This is a genomic window from Gulosibacter molinativorax (assembly GCF_003010915.2).
Taxonomy (GTDB): Bacteria; Actinomycetota; Actinomycetes; order Actinomycetales; family Microbacteriaceae; genus Gulosibacter; species Gulosibacter molinativorax.
In genome coordinates this window covers 474,533-493,239 of sequence record NZ_CP028426.1, presented here as the reverse complement: position 1 = coordinate 493,239, position 18,707 = coordinate 474,533, and the positions used below count along the sequence as shown (strand labels likewise).

The 18,707-nt window shown below is 61.8% G+C and carries 17 protein-coding genes; 6 read left to right on the top strand and 11 right to left on the bottom strand.

Annotation, left to right across the window (positions count from 1 at the left end; all coding sequences use genetic code 11):
- Positions 1 to 15 precede the first annotated feature (15 nt).
- The 4 genes from GMOLON4_RS02425 to GMOLON4_RS02410 form a co-directional block, all read right to left on the bottom strand.
- Positions 16 to 1,197, bottom strand: coding sequence for a tyrosine-type recombinase/integrase (locus GMOLON4_RS02425; protein ID WP_026937656.1), 1,182 nt, complete (start codon positions 1,195 to 1,197; stop codon positions 16 to 18).
- A gap of 16 nt (positions 1,198 to 1,213) precedes the next feature.
- Positions 1,214 to 1,441 (bottom strand): helix-turn-helix transcriptional regulator, encoded by a 228-nt coding sequence (locus GMOLON4_RS02420; RefSeq protein WP_051267274.1) that lies wholly within the window; start codon positions 1,439 to 1,441, stop codon positions 1,214 to 1,216.
- 664 nt (positions 1,442 to 2,105) lie between these two features.
- Positions 2,106 to 2,837, bottom strand: a complete 732-nt coding sequence (locus GMOLON4_RS02415; protein ID WP_146137542.1) for a hypothetical protein — start codon at positions 2,835 to 2,837, stop codon at positions 2,106 to 2,108.
- Between the two features lie 54 nt (positions 2,838 to 2,891).
- The gene (locus tag GMOLON4_RS02410; protein ID WP_146137541.1) at positions 2,892 to 3,389 is read right to left on the bottom strand and encodes a PIN domain-containing protein; all 498 of its coding nucleotides are present in this window, start codon (positions 3,387 to 3,389) and stop codon (positions 2,892 to 2,894) included.
- A gap of 66 nt (positions 3,390 to 3,455) precedes the next feature.
- On the opposite strand from GMOLON4_RS02410, the gene GMOLON4_RS02405 reads away from it, so the two are divergent.
- The gene (locus tag GMOLON4_RS02405; RefSeq protein WP_322745129.1) at positions 3,456 to 4,205 is read left to right on the top strand and encodes a tyrosine-type recombinase/integrase; all 750 of its coding nucleotides are present in this window, start codon (positions 3,456 to 3,458) and stop codon (positions 4,203 to 4,205) included.
- On the opposite strand, the gene GMOLON4_RS02400 is transcribed toward GMOLON4_RS02405, so the two are convergent.
- The 6 genes from GMOLON4_RS02400 to mobF form a co-directional block, all read right to left on the bottom strand.
- Positions 4,093 to 4,794: a hypothetical protein gene (locus GMOLON4_RS02400; RefSeq protein ID WP_146137540.1), complete on the bottom strand. Its 702-nt coding sequence runs from the start codon at positions 4,792 to 4,794 to the stop codon at positions 4,093 to 4,095. The two genes, GMOLON4_RS02405 and GMOLON4_RS02400, sit on opposite strands and share 113 nt — an antisense overlap.
- Before the next feature lie 20 nt (positions 4,795 to 4,814).
- Positions 4,815 to 5,912 carry a response regulator gene (locus tag GMOLON4_RS02395; protein ID WP_026937651.1) on the bottom strand — a complete coding sequence of 366 codons (1,098 nt, stop codon included), beginning with the start codon at positions 5,910 to 5,912 and terminating at the stop codon, positions 4,815 to 4,817.
- Positions 5,912 to 8,161, bottom strand: coding sequence for a sensor histidine kinase (locus GMOLON4_RS02390; protein WP_035733553.1), 2,250 nt, complete (start codon positions 8,159 to 8,161; stop codon positions 5,912 to 5,914). Before GMOLON4_RS02390 ends, GMOLON4_RS02395 begins: the two co-directional genes overlap by 1 nt.
- The gene (locus GMOLON4_RS02385; RefSeq protein WP_084147646.1) at positions 8,158 to 9,981 is read right to left on the bottom strand and encodes a DNA cytosine methyltransferase; all 1,824 of its coding nucleotides are present in this window, start codon (positions 9,979 to 9,981) and stop codon (positions 8,158 to 8,160) included. The genes GMOLON4_RS02390 and GMOLON4_RS02385 overlap by 4 nt, the downstream gene beginning before the upstream one ends.
- Positions 9,982 to 10,181: 200 nt before the next feature.
- Positions 10,182 to 10,514 (bottom strand): hypothetical protein, encoded by a 333-nt coding sequence (locus tag GMOLON4_RS02380; RefSeq protein WP_026937649.1) that lies wholly within the window; start codon positions 10,512 to 10,514, stop codon positions 10,182 to 10,184.
- A 171-nt stretch (positions 10,515 to 10,685) separates the two neighbouring features.
- Complete coding sequence (gene mobF / locus GMOLON4_RS02375) at positions 10,686 to 14,222, bottom strand: MobF family relaxase (RefSeq protein WP_035733575.1); 3,537 nt, start codon at positions 14,220 to 14,222, stop codon at positions 10,686 to 10,688.
- A 296-nt stretch (positions 14,223 to 14,518) separates the two neighbouring features.
- Here mobF and GMOLON4_RS02370 point away from each other — a divergent pair, with 296 nt between their 5' ends.
- The 4 genes from GMOLON4_RS02370 (at position 14,519) to GMOLON4_RS16305 (ending at position 16,740) form a co-directional block, all read left to right on the top strand.
- Entirely contained in the window at positions 14,519 to 15,616 is a 1,098-nt protein-coding gene (locus tag GMOLON4_RS02370) for a DNA cytosine methyltransferase (RefSeq protein WP_051267268.1), read from the top strand.
- Positions 15,617 to 15,712: 96 nt separating this feature from the next.
- A complete protein-coding gene (locus tag GMOLON4_RS02365; RefSeq protein ID WP_026937646.1) occupies positions 15,713 to 16,231 on the top strand; it encodes a helix-turn-helix domain-containing protein in 519 nt (172 codons plus the stop codon).
- A 19-nt stretch (positions 16,232 to 16,250) separates the two neighbouring features.
- Complete coding sequence (locus tag GMOLON4_RS02360) at positions 16,251 to 16,616, top strand: YbaK/EbsC family protein (protein ID WP_322745128.1); 366 nt, start codon at positions 16,251 to 16,253, stop codon at positions 16,614 to 16,616.
- Positions 16,606 to 16,740 carry a YbaK/EbsC family protein gene (locus GMOLON4_RS16305; protein ID WP_322745127.1) on the top strand — a complete coding sequence of 45 codons (135 nt, stop codon included), beginning with the start codon at positions 16,606 to 16,608 and terminating at the stop codon, positions 16,738 to 16,740. Before GMOLON4_RS02360 ends, GMOLON4_RS16305 begins: the two co-directional genes overlap by 11 nt.
- A 6-nt stretch (positions 16,741 to 16,746) precedes the next feature.
- On the opposite strand, the gene GMOLON4_RS02355 is transcribed toward GMOLON4_RS16305, so the two are convergent.
- Positions 16,747 to 17,445: an ABC transporter ATP-binding protein gene (locus GMOLON4_RS02355; RefSeq protein WP_245575537.1), complete on the bottom strand. Its 699-nt coding sequence runs from the start codon at positions 17,443 to 17,445 to the stop codon at positions 16,747 to 16,749.
- Here GMOLON4_RS02355 and GMOLON4_RS02350 point away from each other — a divergent pair.
- On the top strand, positions 17,417 to 18,349 hold the full coding sequence (locus GMOLON4_RS02350; protein ID WP_245575536.1) for an alpha-isopropylmalate synthase regulatory domain-containing protein: 933 nt from the start codon (positions 17,417 to 17,419) through the stop codon (positions 18,347 to 18,349). The genes GMOLON4_RS02355 and GMOLON4_RS02350 overlap by 29 nt on opposite strands.
- Positions 18,350 to 18,707 lie beyond the last annotated feature (358 nt).

Genomic DNA, 18,707 nt, shown 5'->3' with positions numbered 1-18,707 from the left:
CTGACATTCCGATCGTCACCCCTCTTTACCAAAGGCGCGGTCGAGCATCGCTGCGGTGCGCGGGTCGACCATCTCGTTGCGACGGATGTAGTGCTGGATCGTGATCTTCGGGTCGGTGTGCCCGAGCAGCTCAGCCGCGAGATCGACCCCGGCCTCGTTGCTGATCGCGGTTGCGACTGTGCGCCGGAACATGTGCGGCGTCACACCCTCGATGCCCGCGAGATCGAGCACGTGCCGTAGTTGCCTGCGCACGTTATTGGTGGTAACCGGCGTGCCCTCGCGGCTGCAAAACAGAAACGCATCAAGCGATGCATCATCCAGCCGCGCGAGCCGTCTCCGCACCGCTTCGGCGGTGAATGACGGGATCGCCACCGTGCGTCGCGACTTCGCCGTCTTCGGGTGATCCTGTCGCATCGTGGGTTCACCACGATGACTGACGATTGTGCCGGTGATGCGGATCGACGGGGTCGCGCTCGCCACGTCAATGTCGCGCCTCCGGATCGCGAGCGCTTCTCCAATGCGAGCCGAGGTGCCGAGCATCACCTCGGCGATCGCCCCGAGCTGCCCGTCTGGTTTCGGGCCCGACGGGGAGCGCCCGGCCTCCCAATATGTGATCGCCGCACGGATCGCATTCACCTCGGCAGGTGTCAACGCGTTCGGTGTCGACGGCGGTTTGCGTAACCGGGAGACGTGATCCATTGGGTTGCGTGGCAACACCTCGTGTCGCACCGCGAGCTCGAACGCCAGCCGCAGCGCCACCCTGGCTTGCTTCGCGCGGTTGTAGCTCTGCTTCGCGAGCTGCATCAAGAAGCGGTCACAGCGGGCGACGCCGATCTCGCGCAGAGTGAGGTCCTTGAAAACGGGCAGCGCCAGAGTGCGCATGTTGCGCTCGTACAGTTGCCGGGTGGTCTTCGAGAGGCGGCCTTCAAGGTCGAGATCTTCGAGCCAGTACGCAACAAGATCGGGGAATGTGCTGTCAGGACTGAGCCCGATGCCTGACTGCTGGAACAGGCTGCGCTCGGCCAGTCTTGCTTTCAGTGCTTGTTCGGCAGCGCGCTTGGTGTCGCCGGTGGCCTGCACGAGTCGCGATTTACCATCCCAGTCGCGATATCTGGCGCGGGCGGTGACGCGGCCGTTCGGCGCGGTCTGGAAGCCGACGTCACCGAAAGTGCCAATAGTGAGACGTGGGCGGCTCATCGCGTCACCTCACCGCTCAGGACCCTGCCGTGTCGGTCTCGCGCTGCCGCTCGACCCAGGCACGCACATCGCCGACTGCGAACTTCAGGTGTTTGCCGAAGCGGTACGCGGGCGGGCCGAGGCCGCGAGTGCGCCAGTCGTAGATCGTCGAGACCGGCACACCAAGGTAGGCGGCCAGCTCGCCAATGTCGATCAGAGGCTCCAGCCCCCAGGGAGTGTCGGAAGGGTGGTGAGAGGTGTCCATGCTCACGAGGTGCGCACCTGCACCACAGAACGACCGTGAAGGATCCGCTTGATCCTGCACCAACACGCTGGAGTCGCGGGAGGAGTGCGCGAAGGAGCCACGAAAAGACAGCGCTCGGCGTGTCAAAGTGATGGGTTTGTGATGACCGGATCAAATCTCACCTACGAAAAAATCGCGGAAACCGTTGAGTTTCCGCGATTTTTTGGTCGGGCTGACAGGATTTGAACCTGCGACCCCTTGACCCCCAGGCGTCCAAACGGTTCAAATCTCGCCAAAAACCGCGTAATTCCGCGGATCAGATCATGCAGAGCACGTCACGAAATGCATGATTTGCATGATTCTGGTCCCCTTCTGGTCCCCCTCCGTAGATCACCAGAGCAGGAGTTCCGGCAGAAGCTGGACGGAGACCGATCCCCACCCCGCAGTGATACTTGCACGCCACTGCGGGGTCGGAACAAGAAGTCATCAGGCGGCAGCCGGCGCGAGAACGGGCCCGATCCGCCACCCCCGCACTGAAAGTCCGGAGACGAAGTCTCACTCTTCGCGGCACACATCGCACATGAACTTTACGTCGTGCTCACGGAATCCTGGAATGTTGTCATGCTCCTCGAGAAGCAACCCTGCCCGACATGGGCAGAGCCTCGCTGTTCCCAGCAACATGCGGTCAGTCTTCGAGTGCGAAGTCCAGCACGTCATCGGCAATGCCAACCGCAGGCCGCGGGTCTTCAAGAACCACATCGATCGGGATCACGGATCCGCCCTCGATGTTGAGCTGGACGACAACCCTAACCTCGACCTCCGCGCTGGCCTCGAGGTAGTGGTCGTTGAGTTCCCCGATAATGCTTACCTCGCCGTCGCCAGAGTGCCAGTCCCCTCGGTAGAGCCCCCCTTCGAGGGTCACGACAGCTACTGCGGTTGCGATGATCACGTCAGGCGACGCAGGGTCCTCCTTGAAGGAGAACTCCGTCGTCTGGTCGATGCCCACGATGGCGGCGTCCTCAATAGCTGGCACGCTGAACTTCACGAACGAGGGGTAGCCGTAGTCGCCGCCGTAGATCAGCTGCTCGGAAACGCTCTCGTTCATGAGGTCGTAGAGAGCGTCCGTCGCCGCCTTGACCAGGTCGACCTTCGCCACGGGAGAACGCATCTGCTTCAGCTCGTTCACGGCCACGTCGATGGGATTCATTGACGGCCTTGATGCTGAGGATTTCGGTTCGGGAGCCTCCTCCACCGGGGACGACGCGGGTACCTGCGCTTCCACGATGGCGATCGCCTCAACGATACTTCGCGACCAGGAGATGCGATTCCGCGCGATCGCGAGTCGATCAACGTCGTCCATCAAATCCTGATGAAGGGACTTCTTATCCTCGGCCCGGAAGCCGTTGTCGAACGTCACGAACAGAACCTTGTCGTCGAGCTCAGCGCCGACTAGGAGTTCAATAACGCTCTCCTAAATCAGCACATCGCGGAACCCGAGGGACTTCTTCGACTTCCCCTGTTCGATCTCGAGGAACGGGCGGCGTCGACCCAAATCTCGGAGCAGAAGATCCGACGTCGGCACCTTCGGCACCGGCGCTGCATGGACGCCGTCGCGTGCCAACACTGCATGGAACGTGCTGTCGATGTTAGCTTCGATGCGGTCATGGGCTGCGCTGAGATCGTTGGCTGTCTGGGTGACATCACTGCCGGCCGCGCGCATCTGCTGGACACTGGCTGCTGCATCCTCGTGAGCGCCCCTAGCCGACTCCACGCGCTGACGCCGCAACTCGTCGATGACGACCTGCGGATACACGATCTCGCACGCACCGGCGGCGGCTAGGTCGACCAGCTTCGGCGCCGCATCGCGGGTCATCCACGGGTCTCGGAACAACGCATTGGTGTCCAAGACGACGAAGAACATGCCCCCATCATGCCGTAAGCCCATCGACCGTGCATCATCAGACGACACGTTTCTGCCCTGGACGCTACAGGTCTCAGGGCAGGAGTTTCATCGGTACGCGGCCATCGATGACATGTGCTCACCACGGCGGCTGTCAGGGATGCCACCAACTGGGACTCGAGCGTCGCAGGCCTCGGCCCCAACCTCACCCGCCACAGACTCCGCCGCACCGGAGCGACCTGGGTGGCCGACGCGGGTGTCCCGCTGCACGTGCTTCAAGAGATTCTCGGGCACGCATCGATGGAAACCACGCGCGGGTATCTCCATCCCGATGATCGGTATTTGGCCTCTGCCGCGGAGCAAGCGAACGTGTTCCTCTCACCGTCCGGGCAGAAGCGCCAGAACACCCGCAGCACGTCGCCGACGCGACGCCTGCGAGAGGTCGAAACGATGCTCGGAGCGGTTCTGGTCCCCTTATGTTCCCCCCCAGGAATTCGAACCTCGCACCATGTCTGGTCTTACACGACGGCACGCAAAGCCAGACGACCTGCCGCACTCTTTGTGCTTCCGAGATCTTGGCGAAGGCTGACAAGTCGCTCGCGGACCTTCACATGCTCTTCACAGCACCCAACGACGCACGCTCTCAGGCATGAAGGCAACGGCTTACCCGCTGCCGACTCCCTCTCTACAGTGCGTCAGTTGTACGGGCCTCCATCCCGGTGTCCGATTGACGACTCTGCAGCCTCTCGCATGCCCGAGGCTCGCATGCATTTCATTCCGTGTCCGGGAGCGGGCCGCGGTCTTTCGGGCGGCGCCAACAAGGCTCCACCTGATCGTCCGCAATCCCTCCTGCCGGCGCCGGCAACTCCTGCTCCTGCAAAGTGACCGTGTAACTGTGCCAACCACTTGCAGCTTGGTATCTCGCTACTTTGACTAGCCAGCGACCTTGAATTCCGCCAACACGAGTAGCTTGGCCACGGAACCACACGTCTGAGATACCGTGCGGAAGATGGATGGGTTGAAGATCTTCGTCCGGCGTGCCTTCTCGATCCCCGGACAGTCTCCGAAAATATGATTCGTCCGAATGCCTGCGTGCAAACAAGAAAAGATGTCGCTCCCGCGCTGGCTGAGCGAGAAGCTTGTCAAAGTTCTCTGTTGCCCACTCTGTAGCCAGCATTTCAGCGCACACTTGCGAAATCTCGTTCAATCGCGGCGCATACGACCCCGTTTCAACGTGGGAGCTACCAGCCATCTTCGCTTGCGCCCGTTCGCGCATCAGCTGCGAGGCTGGCGGTGAGGTTACTTCCACTACGCAGTGCTGATCCTCGGAGGGAATGGGCTTCCAACGACCGTCGGGCATCTTTGCGCCGGCGCCGGCGTCTGCAAGCTCAATGTTTACCCCGAGGATGCGCTCCATTGCTAGGAATGCAATTTCCTCTTCACGCGTTGCATTTGCGAGGCTGGAGTTACTCATCGGGTCTACTCTGCCATCCTCTAGTCGCCAGTGTTCTGAGTCGATTCAAGACGCGCTTTGACGATACTCGGGTCGAAGTCGGGGACACCGATTCGTCCGCGAAAGTGACTGTTCTGAACGAGTAGCGCTTCGGAGAAAGGACTAACCAAGGAAGCTACGGGATGCATTTCCAAAAGCGATTCAGCCTCGACTGACTTCACGTTCTCAAGGTCAATTACGAGGTCTGGTATGTCGCGGAAGGCTGGCAGGTAGTGGAAACGACCTTGAGTGGCCTTCAATACATCCTTATGCAGCTCCTTCCACTTCCCGATTCCGTTGCCATTCGACTTTGATGCGACCCAAGCAGTGTACTTGGCGTGTTCCTCCAATGCCCCTGCATGCGCGACGAGAACAAACTCCGCCTTGTTCTGTTCGAGATCACATGCTGGGGTCAGCACAACCCACCAATCATCAGTGCCTTCACGAAGAACATCCCCGGGAGCCCTCGACTCAGATGCCGGCGGGTATACATACCTGTGACTAGGGTGAGCGGTAAAGGAGCGCTCTCGATCCTCGTCCAAGATTCTCGCCAGTCGACTGATCAACACCTGCGCGATTGTCGCGGAGTCTGCGCTATCGGTGTATTCGCCCCAGTGGGGGCCGAGCTCCGTCCACATGTGCTTCTTGAGAACCGAAGATACATGCTTCTCGATCCCTGTGATGGTTTCGAGCGCGTTGCTAGTGATGGCTGCTTCAACGGCGCCTGGCAACTGGTCCATGTCGTCCTTCTTGATCACGGCGACGAGTGGGAGCATCGACTCGTCTTCGACCTGATCAGGGAGAGCTGTCCAAAAGATAACCGGTGCGAATCGTGCTTCTTTGATTTCCTGAAACACCGTGTGACCGGCGACTGCGTCGGCCGGCGTTGGATTCGGCGTGTCGCGGCGGACATCGAGGACCACAACGTCACTGTGTCCGCTGCGAACCTTCTCAAGACCAGTATCGAAGTTTGTCTCGAAGGTTACCTCGACATTGATATCGGGGTTTTGTTCGAAGCCTTCGATGATCTCCCGCTGTGCGTCCGCTGCCAGCGCCGCGTTGTCCTCAACGATAAGAACCTGCCAGATCTTCTCTGTCATCAGACGCGCCTCCTGAATGTTGCCTCAAAGGTCGCCCCGCCGAGTTGTCCTTCTTGAACGAGTGCAAGTTCGCCGGCGTACACGTCCTCAACCATGTTTCCCACAATTGTCAGACCAAGCCCGACTCCGTCGGGTTTGCTGGAGAAGTATGGGTCGAAGATACGGTTGCGAAGGTCGTCGGGAACGCCAGGTCCCGAATCACTAACGATGAATGTCAGCGAGGAATCAGAATTGCTACGCGCATCCACCATCACCTTGCGTTCAACATCCTGCGGTTGTGTTGCAGTCCAGTAGATTGCGTTGTTGATGAGATTGACGAGAACAAGCAGAGCCTCTGCTTCATCTAGGTGGGTTGAGATGTCGGTGTCCCCAGTTATTAGCTGAACTCCCCGATCATCCGCTTCAACTTGCATTATGGATACTGCTTTTTCAATTAGGTCCTGTGTGTGCAACTGCTTTGGCCGACCACGCTTCCGCCCGCCAAATGGCTCAATTTGGTTGAAAAGAGAGGACAGCATTTCGGCTTGCTCGGCAGTTTGCTCCATAGCTTTCTGGGAAGCCGCAATCTTCTCATCCGTTGAGAGAGCGGGTTTCTTAAGATCACGCTCACCGAACCTTGCGATGTTCTTCAGACGTGTAACAACTGTCCGTCCGTCATGGAGGACGCGATCTATGAGAGACCCGAGGGTGGCAAGGCGGGAGTAACGAGAGAGCACCTGTTGGACTTCCGCGACACCCTCTTGAATATCTCGATTCTTGACGTCGATCAGGTCGAGTATTCGAGAGTCTCTTGGATACTGGGTGGAAAGCGCTTCTCGAATCTCGCCGAGATTGAACCGTTCAAACAGCCCACCCTTTTGTTCTGTTGGGGACTTCTCAGGACGACGCGCCTTGTAGCGGCGAGTTTCCAGTTCGGCCAACGCGGCTCGAACGAGGGTTTGCAGATCGGCGTATGCCGTTCCAGCGAGAAAACCTTCGCGGTTTGACTGGTCTTTGAGTCCTTGATTGGTGTCGGCTTCGATGAAGACGTGACCAACGATCTGGTTGTTAGATAGGCGCAGGGTCGGGCTCTGAACTCGCCTAAGGTCAAGTCCTAACCAGTCGTCGCCCTTCTCGCCGAATGGTAGGACCCGGAAGCCATCTCTGTAGATGCTAACCCCAGCAAGATCATCGAGCGCCTCGCGGAAGCCTTTGAGTTCTTTCGACGTTGAAGGTGTCGATTCCGCGCTCCTGGAGGCTAACGTACGCTGGATCGCGTCATTATCCCGATCCCATACATTGATCTCGAACTGGAACGGTCCCGCCTGAGGCCCACGCTTGTTGTTATTCCAGAGTGTCTTTATTCCAAGGTCTTCATCAATCGATGGATCTTGTTGCCTGAAATGGAGTTTCGCTGAACCGTTCGAGTCGACTGAACCTCGAAGCTGATAGTGAGGTACTCGAAGCTCAGCAGATGGGTCGATGGGGCCAGCGAAGGTCTGGAGGTCTTCTTGAACCTCTTCCAGTTCAAGGATGATCTGAAAGTCAGCCGGGGCCGATTCTGGTGCATTCGAGAGCCCCTGTGAGTCTTGCTCTATAGGCCGGGGGCGGATCAAACGGGTAAGTGCGGTACGGAGCTCTATGAAGTCTTGTTGCGTCCAGGTGTGGGTCAGTTTTTCAATCTGAAGCAAAGTGCCATGTCCCGATTTCCATGCATCAATGCCAGCTCCAGAGAAAGCTCTAACGGACCTACCCCCATCAGAGAACACATCAGCTGCATTTACTTCCCATGCAACTTCAATCTCGTCTAGGTATGCGTCTTCTCGGTCGAACTGCGTCCAGTCCATGAGAAGGCTGACCTCACTCGAACCTTCTCTACGAGTAATGAGCAGTAGTTCGCTACCCAATCGCGCAGCTGCCAGGCGCCCGATTCCCTTTTCGCCGAGCACGCGTCGGCCACCGCTACTCTTGGGCTTACGACGCTTGGTGTCGGTTGCGATATCGAGCCATGATCGTTGAAGGGTTTCGACATCCATGCCGTGACCGTCATCCCAGACCTCTATTCGCCCGGCACCTTCGTCCAGGGGACCATGAAAACGGATGAGGACAGTTGTCGCGTCGGCATCATATGAGTTCTTCACCAACTCAATCAGGGCGACTTTATCGCTACTGATGAGGTCATTGCCGAGCGTCCTGAGAAGACGCGCACGTGGCCGTAAGGCCCCTTTCCCATTCGGAGCAGCACGACTTGTAGAATTTGTTGTGCTCATGATGCGGCTTCCTGACCAAGCATAGAATTCGAGGTTACTTTGATGTGAGCACGTGCCTCTGAGACCGTGACCGCGCGCAACGCGCTCATTCGGAGAGCAGCTTCATCGCCGCTAGAAACGAGTTGGGCAAGCGCCACTTTGATGTCCGTGTGCAGACCCGTCTGCGCTTCAGGAAGGCCCATGAGAAGAGTGACTACCCTACTCACGTGTGCGTTGACAATTAGTTCGTTTCTTCCGCGCAGCAACGAAAACAGCTTGTGTTGCGTAGTGCTAAGAGAGGCAGCTGCAACAACGGTCCAGTCGACTGCCTCGTCGCCGCGTAAAGCCTCTCGGAGGTCTCGGAGAGCCACCTTCCGCGTCGGGCTCAGCGCTTTAACCTCGATATGTTGAAGCGACTTGGGAGTGAGTTCCATTGCCCTCTTCAACGGCTCCATAATTGCAGCGGCCCGTTCCCGGGGAAGCCGATGCACGTCGAGCAATGCAGCTACAGTCGCAGCAGCTGCCGTCATGTTGACCCCGGGGTAGAGCCACCAAGTCGCTTCTCGCGCAGTTCTTGCCCAAGCTGTGAGCCGGTCTCTCATCAGTGGCAGGGGCGCTACATCGCTTTTAGGGTTAGTTAGCGGAAGGATCGCCTCCGCAACGATTCGACCTAGCAACGGTGGGACAGCGTTCCCAATCTGCCTAAAAGCGTCGCTTCGCGTACCTGCAAACCTAAAGCTGTCAGGAAATGTCTGTATACGGGCCGCTTCCCGAACAGTCAGCGTCCGGTGTTCTGACGGATGGATATACCAGTAACCATCCTTTGCGATATGCGCTGTGATGGTGCGGCTTAGGTCGTCCCAATCAAGGCGCTTGTATTTGTCCGTGAACGTGTCAGAGCGATAGCGCTTGAGGCGGTCCGGTAGGTCCGAGTAAAGCGTCGTTGAAGTCATCAGCTCGAATGCTTCGCGATCGTCATCCCTAACCGGACGAGTCATATGATCGTGTATTATCCCGGGTGAAGAAGAGTCGCGTAGCGTCCTTGCGAGAACGCTGGTCGGTTCGCCGGAGTACGGGAGTTCTCGCGCACCCGTCGTTTCGTTCAACGCAGGGAGGTCTGCGATTGCATCTCGAACGGTTGGACGTTCTTCGCTGAGCGAAGGCCACACCGGAACCGCTCCGTCTCGGCGAGCCTGAAGGATAAACCGCTTGCGGTGCTGGGGAACCCCGTGTCGCCATGCGTCGAGGAGACGATAATCCACGGTGTAGCCGGCATCTTCTAGGAGAACCGCGATCTCTCGGATCACGGCTAGATCGTCACCGATCGCCATATCCGGTACGTTTTCCATCAGAACTGCTCGAGGTTTGAGTGCGAGCACTACGTCGATGAAGGCACGCCAAAGCTCCTTTCGAGCGTCTACAGCCTCGCGGACCCCATCTCTCACAAGGCTTCGAATTTTCGCCCGGCCGGCACGACTGAATGGCTGACATGGTGGTCCGCCTGAGACAAGATCGATCTCAAGCGGACGCAGCTTTTCAACCAGTTGGTCGACTTGCTCGGGGTCAGACATGTCAACTTCAAGTGCCTGTCCACGGAAGTTCGCACGATGGGTTTCGAGTGCGGCTTTGTCATGATCGACTGCGGCGACCACGGTCCACCCCGCAGCTTCAACGCCGGCGCCAAGTCCTCCTGCCCCAGAAAACAGGTCGATTGCGAGTGGGCGCCCTGACCTGCGTTCCGCGGCACACCAGTCGACGAAGTTCTCGTCATCCGCAGCCTCCACATGCCGAGGAAGGGCTAAGGGTGCGGAACGCTCCAGTTTCACGGCGTACGTTGCCATATAGCACCACCCCCTTCTGGACTCTCGTCGTTCACCTCCAGGAGAACACGATCAATGCCGATTCGGGGTAGGACACACCCCAAATCAATCTTACCGGGAGCCGAGTGCCATCCAGAAAGACTCCGCTGCTGAATAGCGGTCGCCTGTCCAAGCTTGACCACGCGCCTTGCGTCAGCGGCTTCGATCCATGTGCCGCCTGATCAGCTATCCGTTCGATTCTTCCTATGAACTGCTATCTTTCGCGCTCGGTCGCACAAGCAATGAATTACATTGACCGGCCCGATCCACAGGAGCTTCAACGCGTTCCATACGCACAGCAGAACGACCAGGTACAGCCATCCAGGCGCGCCGTTGTCGATGAGGTTCGTGCAGATGCTCGCGGCGAGCAAGTACGGCACGGCGAGGAGCATCGTGGGTAAGCCCCATTTGAGTCCTCGGCGGGTGCGGATGGCGTCGAGGAGGATGTTGGTGGGCATGTAGCGGCGCAGGAATGCGCGGGTGTGGATACTGAGGGTCCAGAGTTGGCGGATCATGACGGCAGTCCTCTTCTCAGGGGTCTGGCGACAAAGAACCTTGAAGGACTACCCGGAGGCCGTCATACCGTCACGCTCGGGGTGACGGCGACACACATTTGAAAGTCGCCTTACTTGTCCTTCCACTGTACGTCGCACGTCAGACATCGGGAAGAGCCCGCCGGCCTCGACTCAACGCACGAGTCCGGATCGGTCGCGTCCCTGCGACCGGCGTGCCTCTGGCTCTGACGTCTGCGTGACAATGTCGCGGAGTCGCGCCAGCGCCGCGGCTGCTCGTGCGGCATCGATCTTCTGCGCATCACTATCCGGGGCTGGGCCGAGGGGCGTCTTCGCGGTGATCCCGTAGCGGTCACGGTATGCGGCGACCGTGCACGCTTGGCGGTTCCATGGTGCGACTGCTCTCGGGTCGGTGGGTCGCTCCCCGAGCGCGACCGCCCAGTCTTGGTTCTCGCTGACGGCACGGTCGAGGATCGCGTCAGCACGTTTCTCTATGAGATCCCGGCGCTCGGTGAGAGCATCCTGCATCTCGGCGCTCATCTCACCAGTGGCTTCGGGGATCAAGCCCGCGATCAGCTGCGGCACCTTACGAGTTCGGCCTGAGCCTGCCGGTCGTACGGTGGCTCGTGCGAGGCGATGGTGAAGCACGGAGGCAATGTCGTCAGCGTCGCCAAACCCGCGAGCGGCCACCAGGCGCGGTATGAGGTCCTCGATGTTGTGGTGGTTCGCTTCCGCTCGGCGCATCTCGGCTGAGAGTGCCCCGAATGCTTCGGAGTGGATCGTGTCTTCTGCCTCGTCCGAGGTGAGGCCAGATTGGCGGATGAGGGCGGCGAATCGGTCGTGTTGGGCGGCTTGCGCGATCGTCTCGTACTCCGCCGCGAGCTGCGCCACCGAACCCCATGCCTCTTGTTCTGCGGTGATGGTCTCGTGCGCGGAAAGTTCCGCGCCGCCGTGCTGCAGTACCCCGTAAAGCACACTTTTCGCGGTCGCATCCGGATCATCCGCGGGGTGCGGTGTTGTGTGGCTATCGTCGGGGCGGTCGGTGGCGACGTAGACGAGGTTGGCGTGCCGTCCGCGGGTCATCGCAACGTAGAGGTTCTCGCGCGTGGTGGATGGGTCGGCGAGTACGTGCGAGGTGTCGGTCGTGATGCCTTGAGCGCGGTGGGCGGTGACGGCGTATCCGAGATCGACATGCTCGGTGACATAGGCGGCGGGCAGGATCGTCATGCCCCTGCTTCCTTGACGGCGGACCGTGAGTGATCCGTCATCTCTCACATCAGTGACGGTCCAGCGGTCACCGTTTCGCACCCACCCGCGCCCAGCGCCGAGGCGGCGGTCGTTCTTGCGCGTGATGATCACGTCCCCAATACCCGCGCGGGTGTCACCGTGGAGGGCGACTTCTCGGAGAGCGTTCACGGTGCCGTCGAGGATCAGGTCAGCCCGGGCACGCTGATTGAGCGCGTGCACCGACTCGTTGGAGTCCGCAATCAGCACCGCCGCAAGCCCATCCAGGGTGTCGGTGCGCCAGGCGGTGTAGGCGGCGTCGATCATCGCCTCGGTGGCACCACCTGTGATGCGGCCGTGTTCGGCGTAGGTGTCGATTGCTTCGGTGCGTCCGTGTCGGAGGTCGAGGGATGCGGTCTTCTCCCACTCGTTGACGAAGCGGTGCACGTCGACCAGTTCTGGGGCGTCGTCGCGGTCGTTGACGAGGAGGGAGAAGGCGCCGCTGGCGGTGACGGATTGCAGTTGCGCCCAGTCACCCACGAGCAGGACCTTCGTGCCGACCTGCGCGGCGTGCGCGGTAATGCGGTCGAGCGAGAGAGTGCCCGCGAGGGATGCTTCGTCGACGATCACGAGCTGGTTCTTGCGAAACGTCGCACCGGTCTCCTGGTGGGTTTGCCACCACTTCGCCGTGTTCTCTGCCCGGATGCCGAGATCATCAGACAGCACCTGCGCAGCGACCGCTGATGGGGCGAGCCCGATGACGCTGCCGCGCCCGTGCTCTCGTTCCCAGGCGGTGCGTAGTGCGCTCATCGCAGTGGTCTTCCCCGCGCCTGCGGGGCCAACCAGCACATCGACCGCCCGACCAGAGACAGCGACCTTCGCGAGCGCTGCGGATTGATCCTCGCCCAGGAGTCTGCCTTCACGGTCAGGACGGCGTGTGATCTTCTCGATCACCTCGACCGGCACCGTCGGTGCCGTGGTGGTGCGGGAGCGTTCGAGGAGCCTCGCCTCTGCGGCGAGGGTCTCTTCGGAGGTAAACACCGTTGATCCCACCGGCCGGAACCTGCTCGTGTCATCCGGCCTGCGGAACACTTCGGGGCACGATGCGAGCTCCGGTGGCGTGATCCGAAGGGATACTCGTTCGGCAGCGTCAACGACCATGCCCACGATCGCTTCGCGATCCTCGGTGCCGGCGAACCGGTACTGCATGGTTTGGCGTGCAGCTTCAGCGGTGAGGTTCCATTTGCGCCACGTCGCACGCTTCTCACCGACCGCCTCAACGACGCTACGCCCGAGCGAGTCGATCACGTCGAGCGGAATGTCGTCGGCGCGCAACAGCAAGGGAGCAGTGTTCGCGGTGATGGTGTTTGCCCAGCGGGTGGCGTCTTCACCGAGAAGGTGAGACGCACGCTCGCGCCACTCCCCGGTGAGATCCGCGAGAGAGCGTACTTGCTTCTCCGGTCTGGTTGAGAGCGTTGCTTGCGCCCGCAACCGAACGATCACCGCCGGCGATGGTCTGTGCCCATGCTCTGTGACGTATCGAGCGATGAGGCGATCCGTCTCAGCATCAATGTGACGGGCACGGGTTGAGAACTCAGCCACCAGTTCTTCCGGAACGCCGGTCACAGCCCATGCGGGGTTGCGGTCACGCCCCATCGGACGCGCTTCCCACTCGACTCCGAAGGCGCGAGTGAGGTGATCGGCGAACACTGCCTCGTGCAGTTCAGAGAGGGCAACGGTCGCGGCGTGCAGGGGCCGCCCGTCGAGGGAACGCCATTTGCCGTCGTGCACGGTCTGCACCTTGTTTGAAATCACGACATGCGTGTGCAGATGCGGGTCGCCTGCACGGGAGTCGTAGTGATCGAACGCGGTTGCGATCACCCCCGAGACCTCTGCCTGCGCAACCGCCCCGTTGCGTCCTGCGGCACCGACGCGGGTTGCAGCGAGTTCGCGTTCGATGAACGCAACCATCTCCGCAACCGCCGCATGGTGCGCGTCCGCAATCAGTGATTGCGTGCCCGCATCCGACACCGCCCACAGCACAGACGCGGACTTCGGAACCGAGAACGTGAAATCAAACCCCGCAACCGCCTTCCGCGTATCCCGTGCAGCTTCATCCGACTCGATTGCGGCGACCGCTTCCGCGCGCTCTGTCACGGGGAGCTTCGTATCGAGTTTCGCGGTACGCCGCTCGATGCGCTCCGCCGTCGTCGGGTACTTCCGATACGGGCGACCAAGGGCCTTCTTCGTCACCGGGTCGAAGCCCTGCCCGATAAGCAGTTGAAGCTGTTCCTCGGTGACCTCGTCGCCGACGGCGAGCGCGCCACCACCGAGAGCGGTGACCGCTGAACCGATCCAGCGCCCGGGCGGGGTGCCCTGTTCCGTGTAGTACCTCGTAAGCGGGGTCGAGAGTGTCCGGTCGCCGTCACCGGATGCGACGGTGCGCAGCAGGTACTTGTAGCCGTCACCGGCGGACATCACCCGCATCGAAACCGTCACCGCACACCGCCTCTTCCTATGGGCGAGGTGAGCATTCGATGCCTCGCGACGCATGCTTTCCGACGTCCGATTTTCGGGCGGCTGTTGGGCCTCGCTTGCAAGAGGCGTGACAACTCGTGCGAGCGAACCGCGAAGTACTGAGCGGCGACCGGTGGCGACGGCTGTCTGTGTGCGGGTCGGGTGCCTTGGCTGAGTGCCGAGCCGTGGGAGGCCGGTGCACCTGTTTGGTGACCAGCTCGGGGCAGCAGTACGGCTCCGGGATCACCGTTCCAGGAGGCTCACCCGTGGCAAACCAGCAGCCCCTCACAAGCCCGGCCGCGCCGCTGCGCGTTGGGTCACTGTTCTCCGGTTACGGCGGGCTCGACCTCGCCGTCGAAGAAGTCTTCAACGCCCGCACAATCTGGTTCTCCGAGATCAACGAACCCGTCGCCCGCGTCTTCTCCCACCACTGGCCCGATGCGCCGAACCTTGGCGACATCACCACTATCGACTGGAACACTGTGCCGCCGGTGGACATCCTCTGCGGCGGGTTCCCCTGCCAGGACGTATCGACGGTCGGGAAGAAGGCCGGTCTGAAACCCGGCACCCGCTCCGGCCTCTGGTCGCACATGGCGGCAGCGATCGATGCACTGCAACCCGAGTGGGTCGTGATCGAGAACGTCCGCGGGCTGCTATCCGCACCCGCGATCCGCGCAAACCTGGAAGGAGACGACGATGAGCAAGGCAACCCCGAGCACGCAATCCCCGACGATGCAACCCCTCGCAGTATGGAACCCGGGCCGTGGCATCTGGGAGAAACCGCAACTCGACCTCTTCGGGCAGCAGGAGCAGTTCTGGGAGACCTGGCCGACCTCAGGTATGACGCGCAATGGATCGGCCTACCCGCCTCCGCCATCGGCGCACCCCACCCCAGATACCGCATCTTCATCCTCGCCCACCGCGCTCTTCCGAACGCCGCTCGCGTCGGACGCTTCTCGGGGTGGGGAGAGTTTGCAACAGGTGAAGGCGCGCCGGGGCACGATCGCGCTGAGTCATCAAATCATCGACCTCGCCCTCCACGGGCCGAGCGGGTACCCGCGTGCCGAGGAACCCGAGAGCCTGTGGTCGTTGATCGGGCAGCTATTCGACGATGGGGACGATACGCCGAAGCCGTGACTCGATGGGAGCAGATCACTGGCCGTGCTGCACCGTCGCCCGCCCTTCTGGGCAACGACGTTGGACCGCGCCCCGCGCCAGCGTTCGTGGAATGGCTCATGGGCCTCGAGCTCGGTTGGGTTACAACGCCCATGCTAGAGCTCAGCGTGAACCAACAACTCGCGGCGCTGGGCAACGGTGTGGTTCCGCGCCAGGCGGCAATCGCACTGAGTCAGTTGCGCAGTTAGCTTGCCACCTCCCAATGAAGCGGTTCTCCTCTCCTGAAGGAGCCGGATCTCGACAGTTCTTGCTATCGTTCTGTTATCAGAACGAAGGGGTGCGCAATGGGCGATTCTCTCGCCGTACGGTTGCGGCACGCGCGCGCGGAGCGCGGCATGTCCCTCTCCGAGCTGGCGCGCCGGAGCGGGATAGGGAAGGGAACCGTTTCCGAGTTGGAGAACGGCTTGCGCGGCGCGCGATTGGACACGTTGTTCGCTCTGTCCACTGCGCTCGAGGTTCCGCTTGGCGCGCTGGTCCCCGATCGAGCGGGCGAGGCGCTGACCGCGGTGTCGGGCGCATCGGTCTCCGCGATCCCCCTTGGGACGTGGACCACTGACGCGGGAATGATTGAGGCTTACCGGGCGACCATCTCACCGCAGCGACAGCATTCCTCGCCGCACCATGCCGGCGTGGAGGAAACCGTCACCGTCGTCCGTGGGCGAGTCCACGCAGGTGTCGAAGGAGACGAACGCGAACTCGGACTCGGCGAGAGCATCCGCTACCCCGGTGAGCTGCCTCACACCTTCGCTGCTGTCGACGACGACGCCGAGGTGATCCTCCTCATGCACTATCCCCACCTGTAAAACCAGAAAGGTGCACATCATGACCATCGAGCAGCCGTTGCCAGAGCGCAGCCAGATCGTGCAGCAGCACCTCAACAAGGCCGGACTTGCCGGGCGGGTGCGCGAGCTGCCGGATTCCACTCGCACCGCGGCGGACGCCGCATCCGCGCTCGGTTGCGAGGTAGGTGCGATCGCGAGCAGCCTGCTCTTCCTCGCCGATGACGAACCGGTTCTGGTGATGACCAGCGGTCGGCATCGCGTCGACACCGACCAGCTTGCTCAGCGGCTCGGCGCGGCATCGGTGACGATGGCGCCCGCCAAGCTCGTCCGCGAGATCACCGGGCAAGCGATCGGTGGTGTCTCCCCCCGTCGGTCACCCGGCGCGGGTGCGGACCGTGATCGATGAAGCCCTTGAGGACTACGAGGTCATCTGGGCTGCGGGCGGAACGCCGCGCACCGTGTTCCCGCTCACCTTCGCCGACCTCGTCGCGATCACCGGCGGTACTCCGATCCGCGTCGCCGAAGACTGAGAACGCTCAAACGCTAGGGAAGGAGCGCAGGCTTCGGGCACGCCATCGCCCTTCGCTGTGGTCGACGGCGATGGGGTGCTCGAAGGTCTGACTAACGAGGTCGGTGGTGAGCGTATCGTGCACGGGACCTGCGGCCACGACGGTGCCATGGGCGAGCAGGAGGGCGTGGGTGGCTGCTTCGGGGATCTCTTCGAGATGGTGAGTGACGAGCACGGACGCGAGATCGGGATGGCTCGTGGAGAGCCGGTCGATCGTCTCCAGAAGCTGCTCTCTTGCGGCGACATCGAGTCCGGTCGAGGGCTCGTCGAGGAGCAGGAGCGCTGGGTCGCTCATCAGTGCGCGGGCGATGAGTGCCCGCCCCCGCTCACCTTGCGAGAGAGTCGGCCATCGCTCTTCGGCTTTCCCGTCGAGGCCGAGCAGGTCGATCAGCTCGGCGGCGCGGCGGCACTCGGCAGTGGTGGGCTGCCAGCGCATCATGAGCTCCGTGGTGCCGGTGACACCGGTGAGGACGACGTCGGTGATCGTGAGCGGGGATTCGAGCGGATGCCGCGGGTCGACGTGTCCGATGCGGCGACGCAGCGCGAGCAGTTCGACACGACCCACCCGATGGCCCAAAAGGTCTACGGTGCCAGCGGTGGGGAACGTGCGGGCACCGCAGAAACCGAGGACCGTGCTCTTGCCCGCCCCGTTCGGGCCGATCAGCACCCAGTGCTCCCCGGCATTCGGTAACGGCGAGCGCACCGGCAACGTCGACATCGCCACGCTCGCACTCAACCTGCATGCGCAGGGTATCGACCCGATGATCGACTTCTCCGACATCGACGAGATCCGCCGTACCGTCGAGTACTGCAACCGCATCGACGTTCACCCCCGACACCCCTATGTCGGCGATCTCGTGCACACCGCGTTCAGCGGGACCCACCAGGACGCCATCAAGAAGGGCTTCGCCGAGCACCGTGTCCGCGCTGCGGCCGAAGGACGCGAGGAGCAGGAGATCGCCTGGCGGGTCCCGTACCTGCCGATCGACCCCGCAGACATCGGCCGCAGCTATGACGCCGTCATCCGCGTGAACTCCCAGTCCGGCAAGGGCGGCATCGCCTACCTGCTGGAGACCGAGTACGGCATCGACCTGCCCCGCCGCCTCCAGATCGACCTCTCCCGCCACGTGCAGCAGCACACCGACACCACCGGCGATGAGGTCACCGCCGACGATATCTGGAACATCTTCGCCTCGGTGTACCTGCCTGAGAACCCCGTCGCCACCGTGCGTCTGGGCGCGCTGCGCGTTGACGAGGCCACCGCCAGAACCGACGTCACCGTCGTGGTCGCTGGCGTCGAACGCCGCTCCACGCACGACGGCACGGGCCCGGTCGAAGCCCTCGTCGACGCCCTCGACGCCCAGGGGATCACGGTGGAGATCCTCTCGTTGCATCAGAGCTCGATGCGGTCGGGTGCGGATGCCGAAGCCTTGACCCTCATCGAACACCGCACTCCCGACGGCTCCGCCTGGGCTGCCGGACGCGATCGTTCCACCCTCACTGCCACGCTCGATGCGGTCATCCGCGCCGCAAACGCCGTCGGCGCTGCGCGAGAGGTGGTGACACGGTGAAGACCGTCGCGCAGATCACCGAGCAAGTCGGCGACGATCGGGGCTCCATCACCGAGCTCCAACGCCCCATGCTCGCATGAACCGTGTCCGCCGCTGCGAGAATGGCGGGCGGAGCAGCGGGCGCCGCAGCTGGATGGTGCGCGTCGCAAACGGTGATCTGTGGTGTCGGTGGCACCGCTGATCGCTATAGAGTCGACGCGCACCCTCCCAACCAACCGAGTCGTGTTCCACGACGCCAAGATCATGCACGTCATGGATGGTGCGGTTGAGATCGAGACAACCGGTGGTGTACTCACTCTCACACCTGGCACCTCGCTTGCAGTCGGCGCAGGACGCTGGTGCCTGATGCGTCCACGCC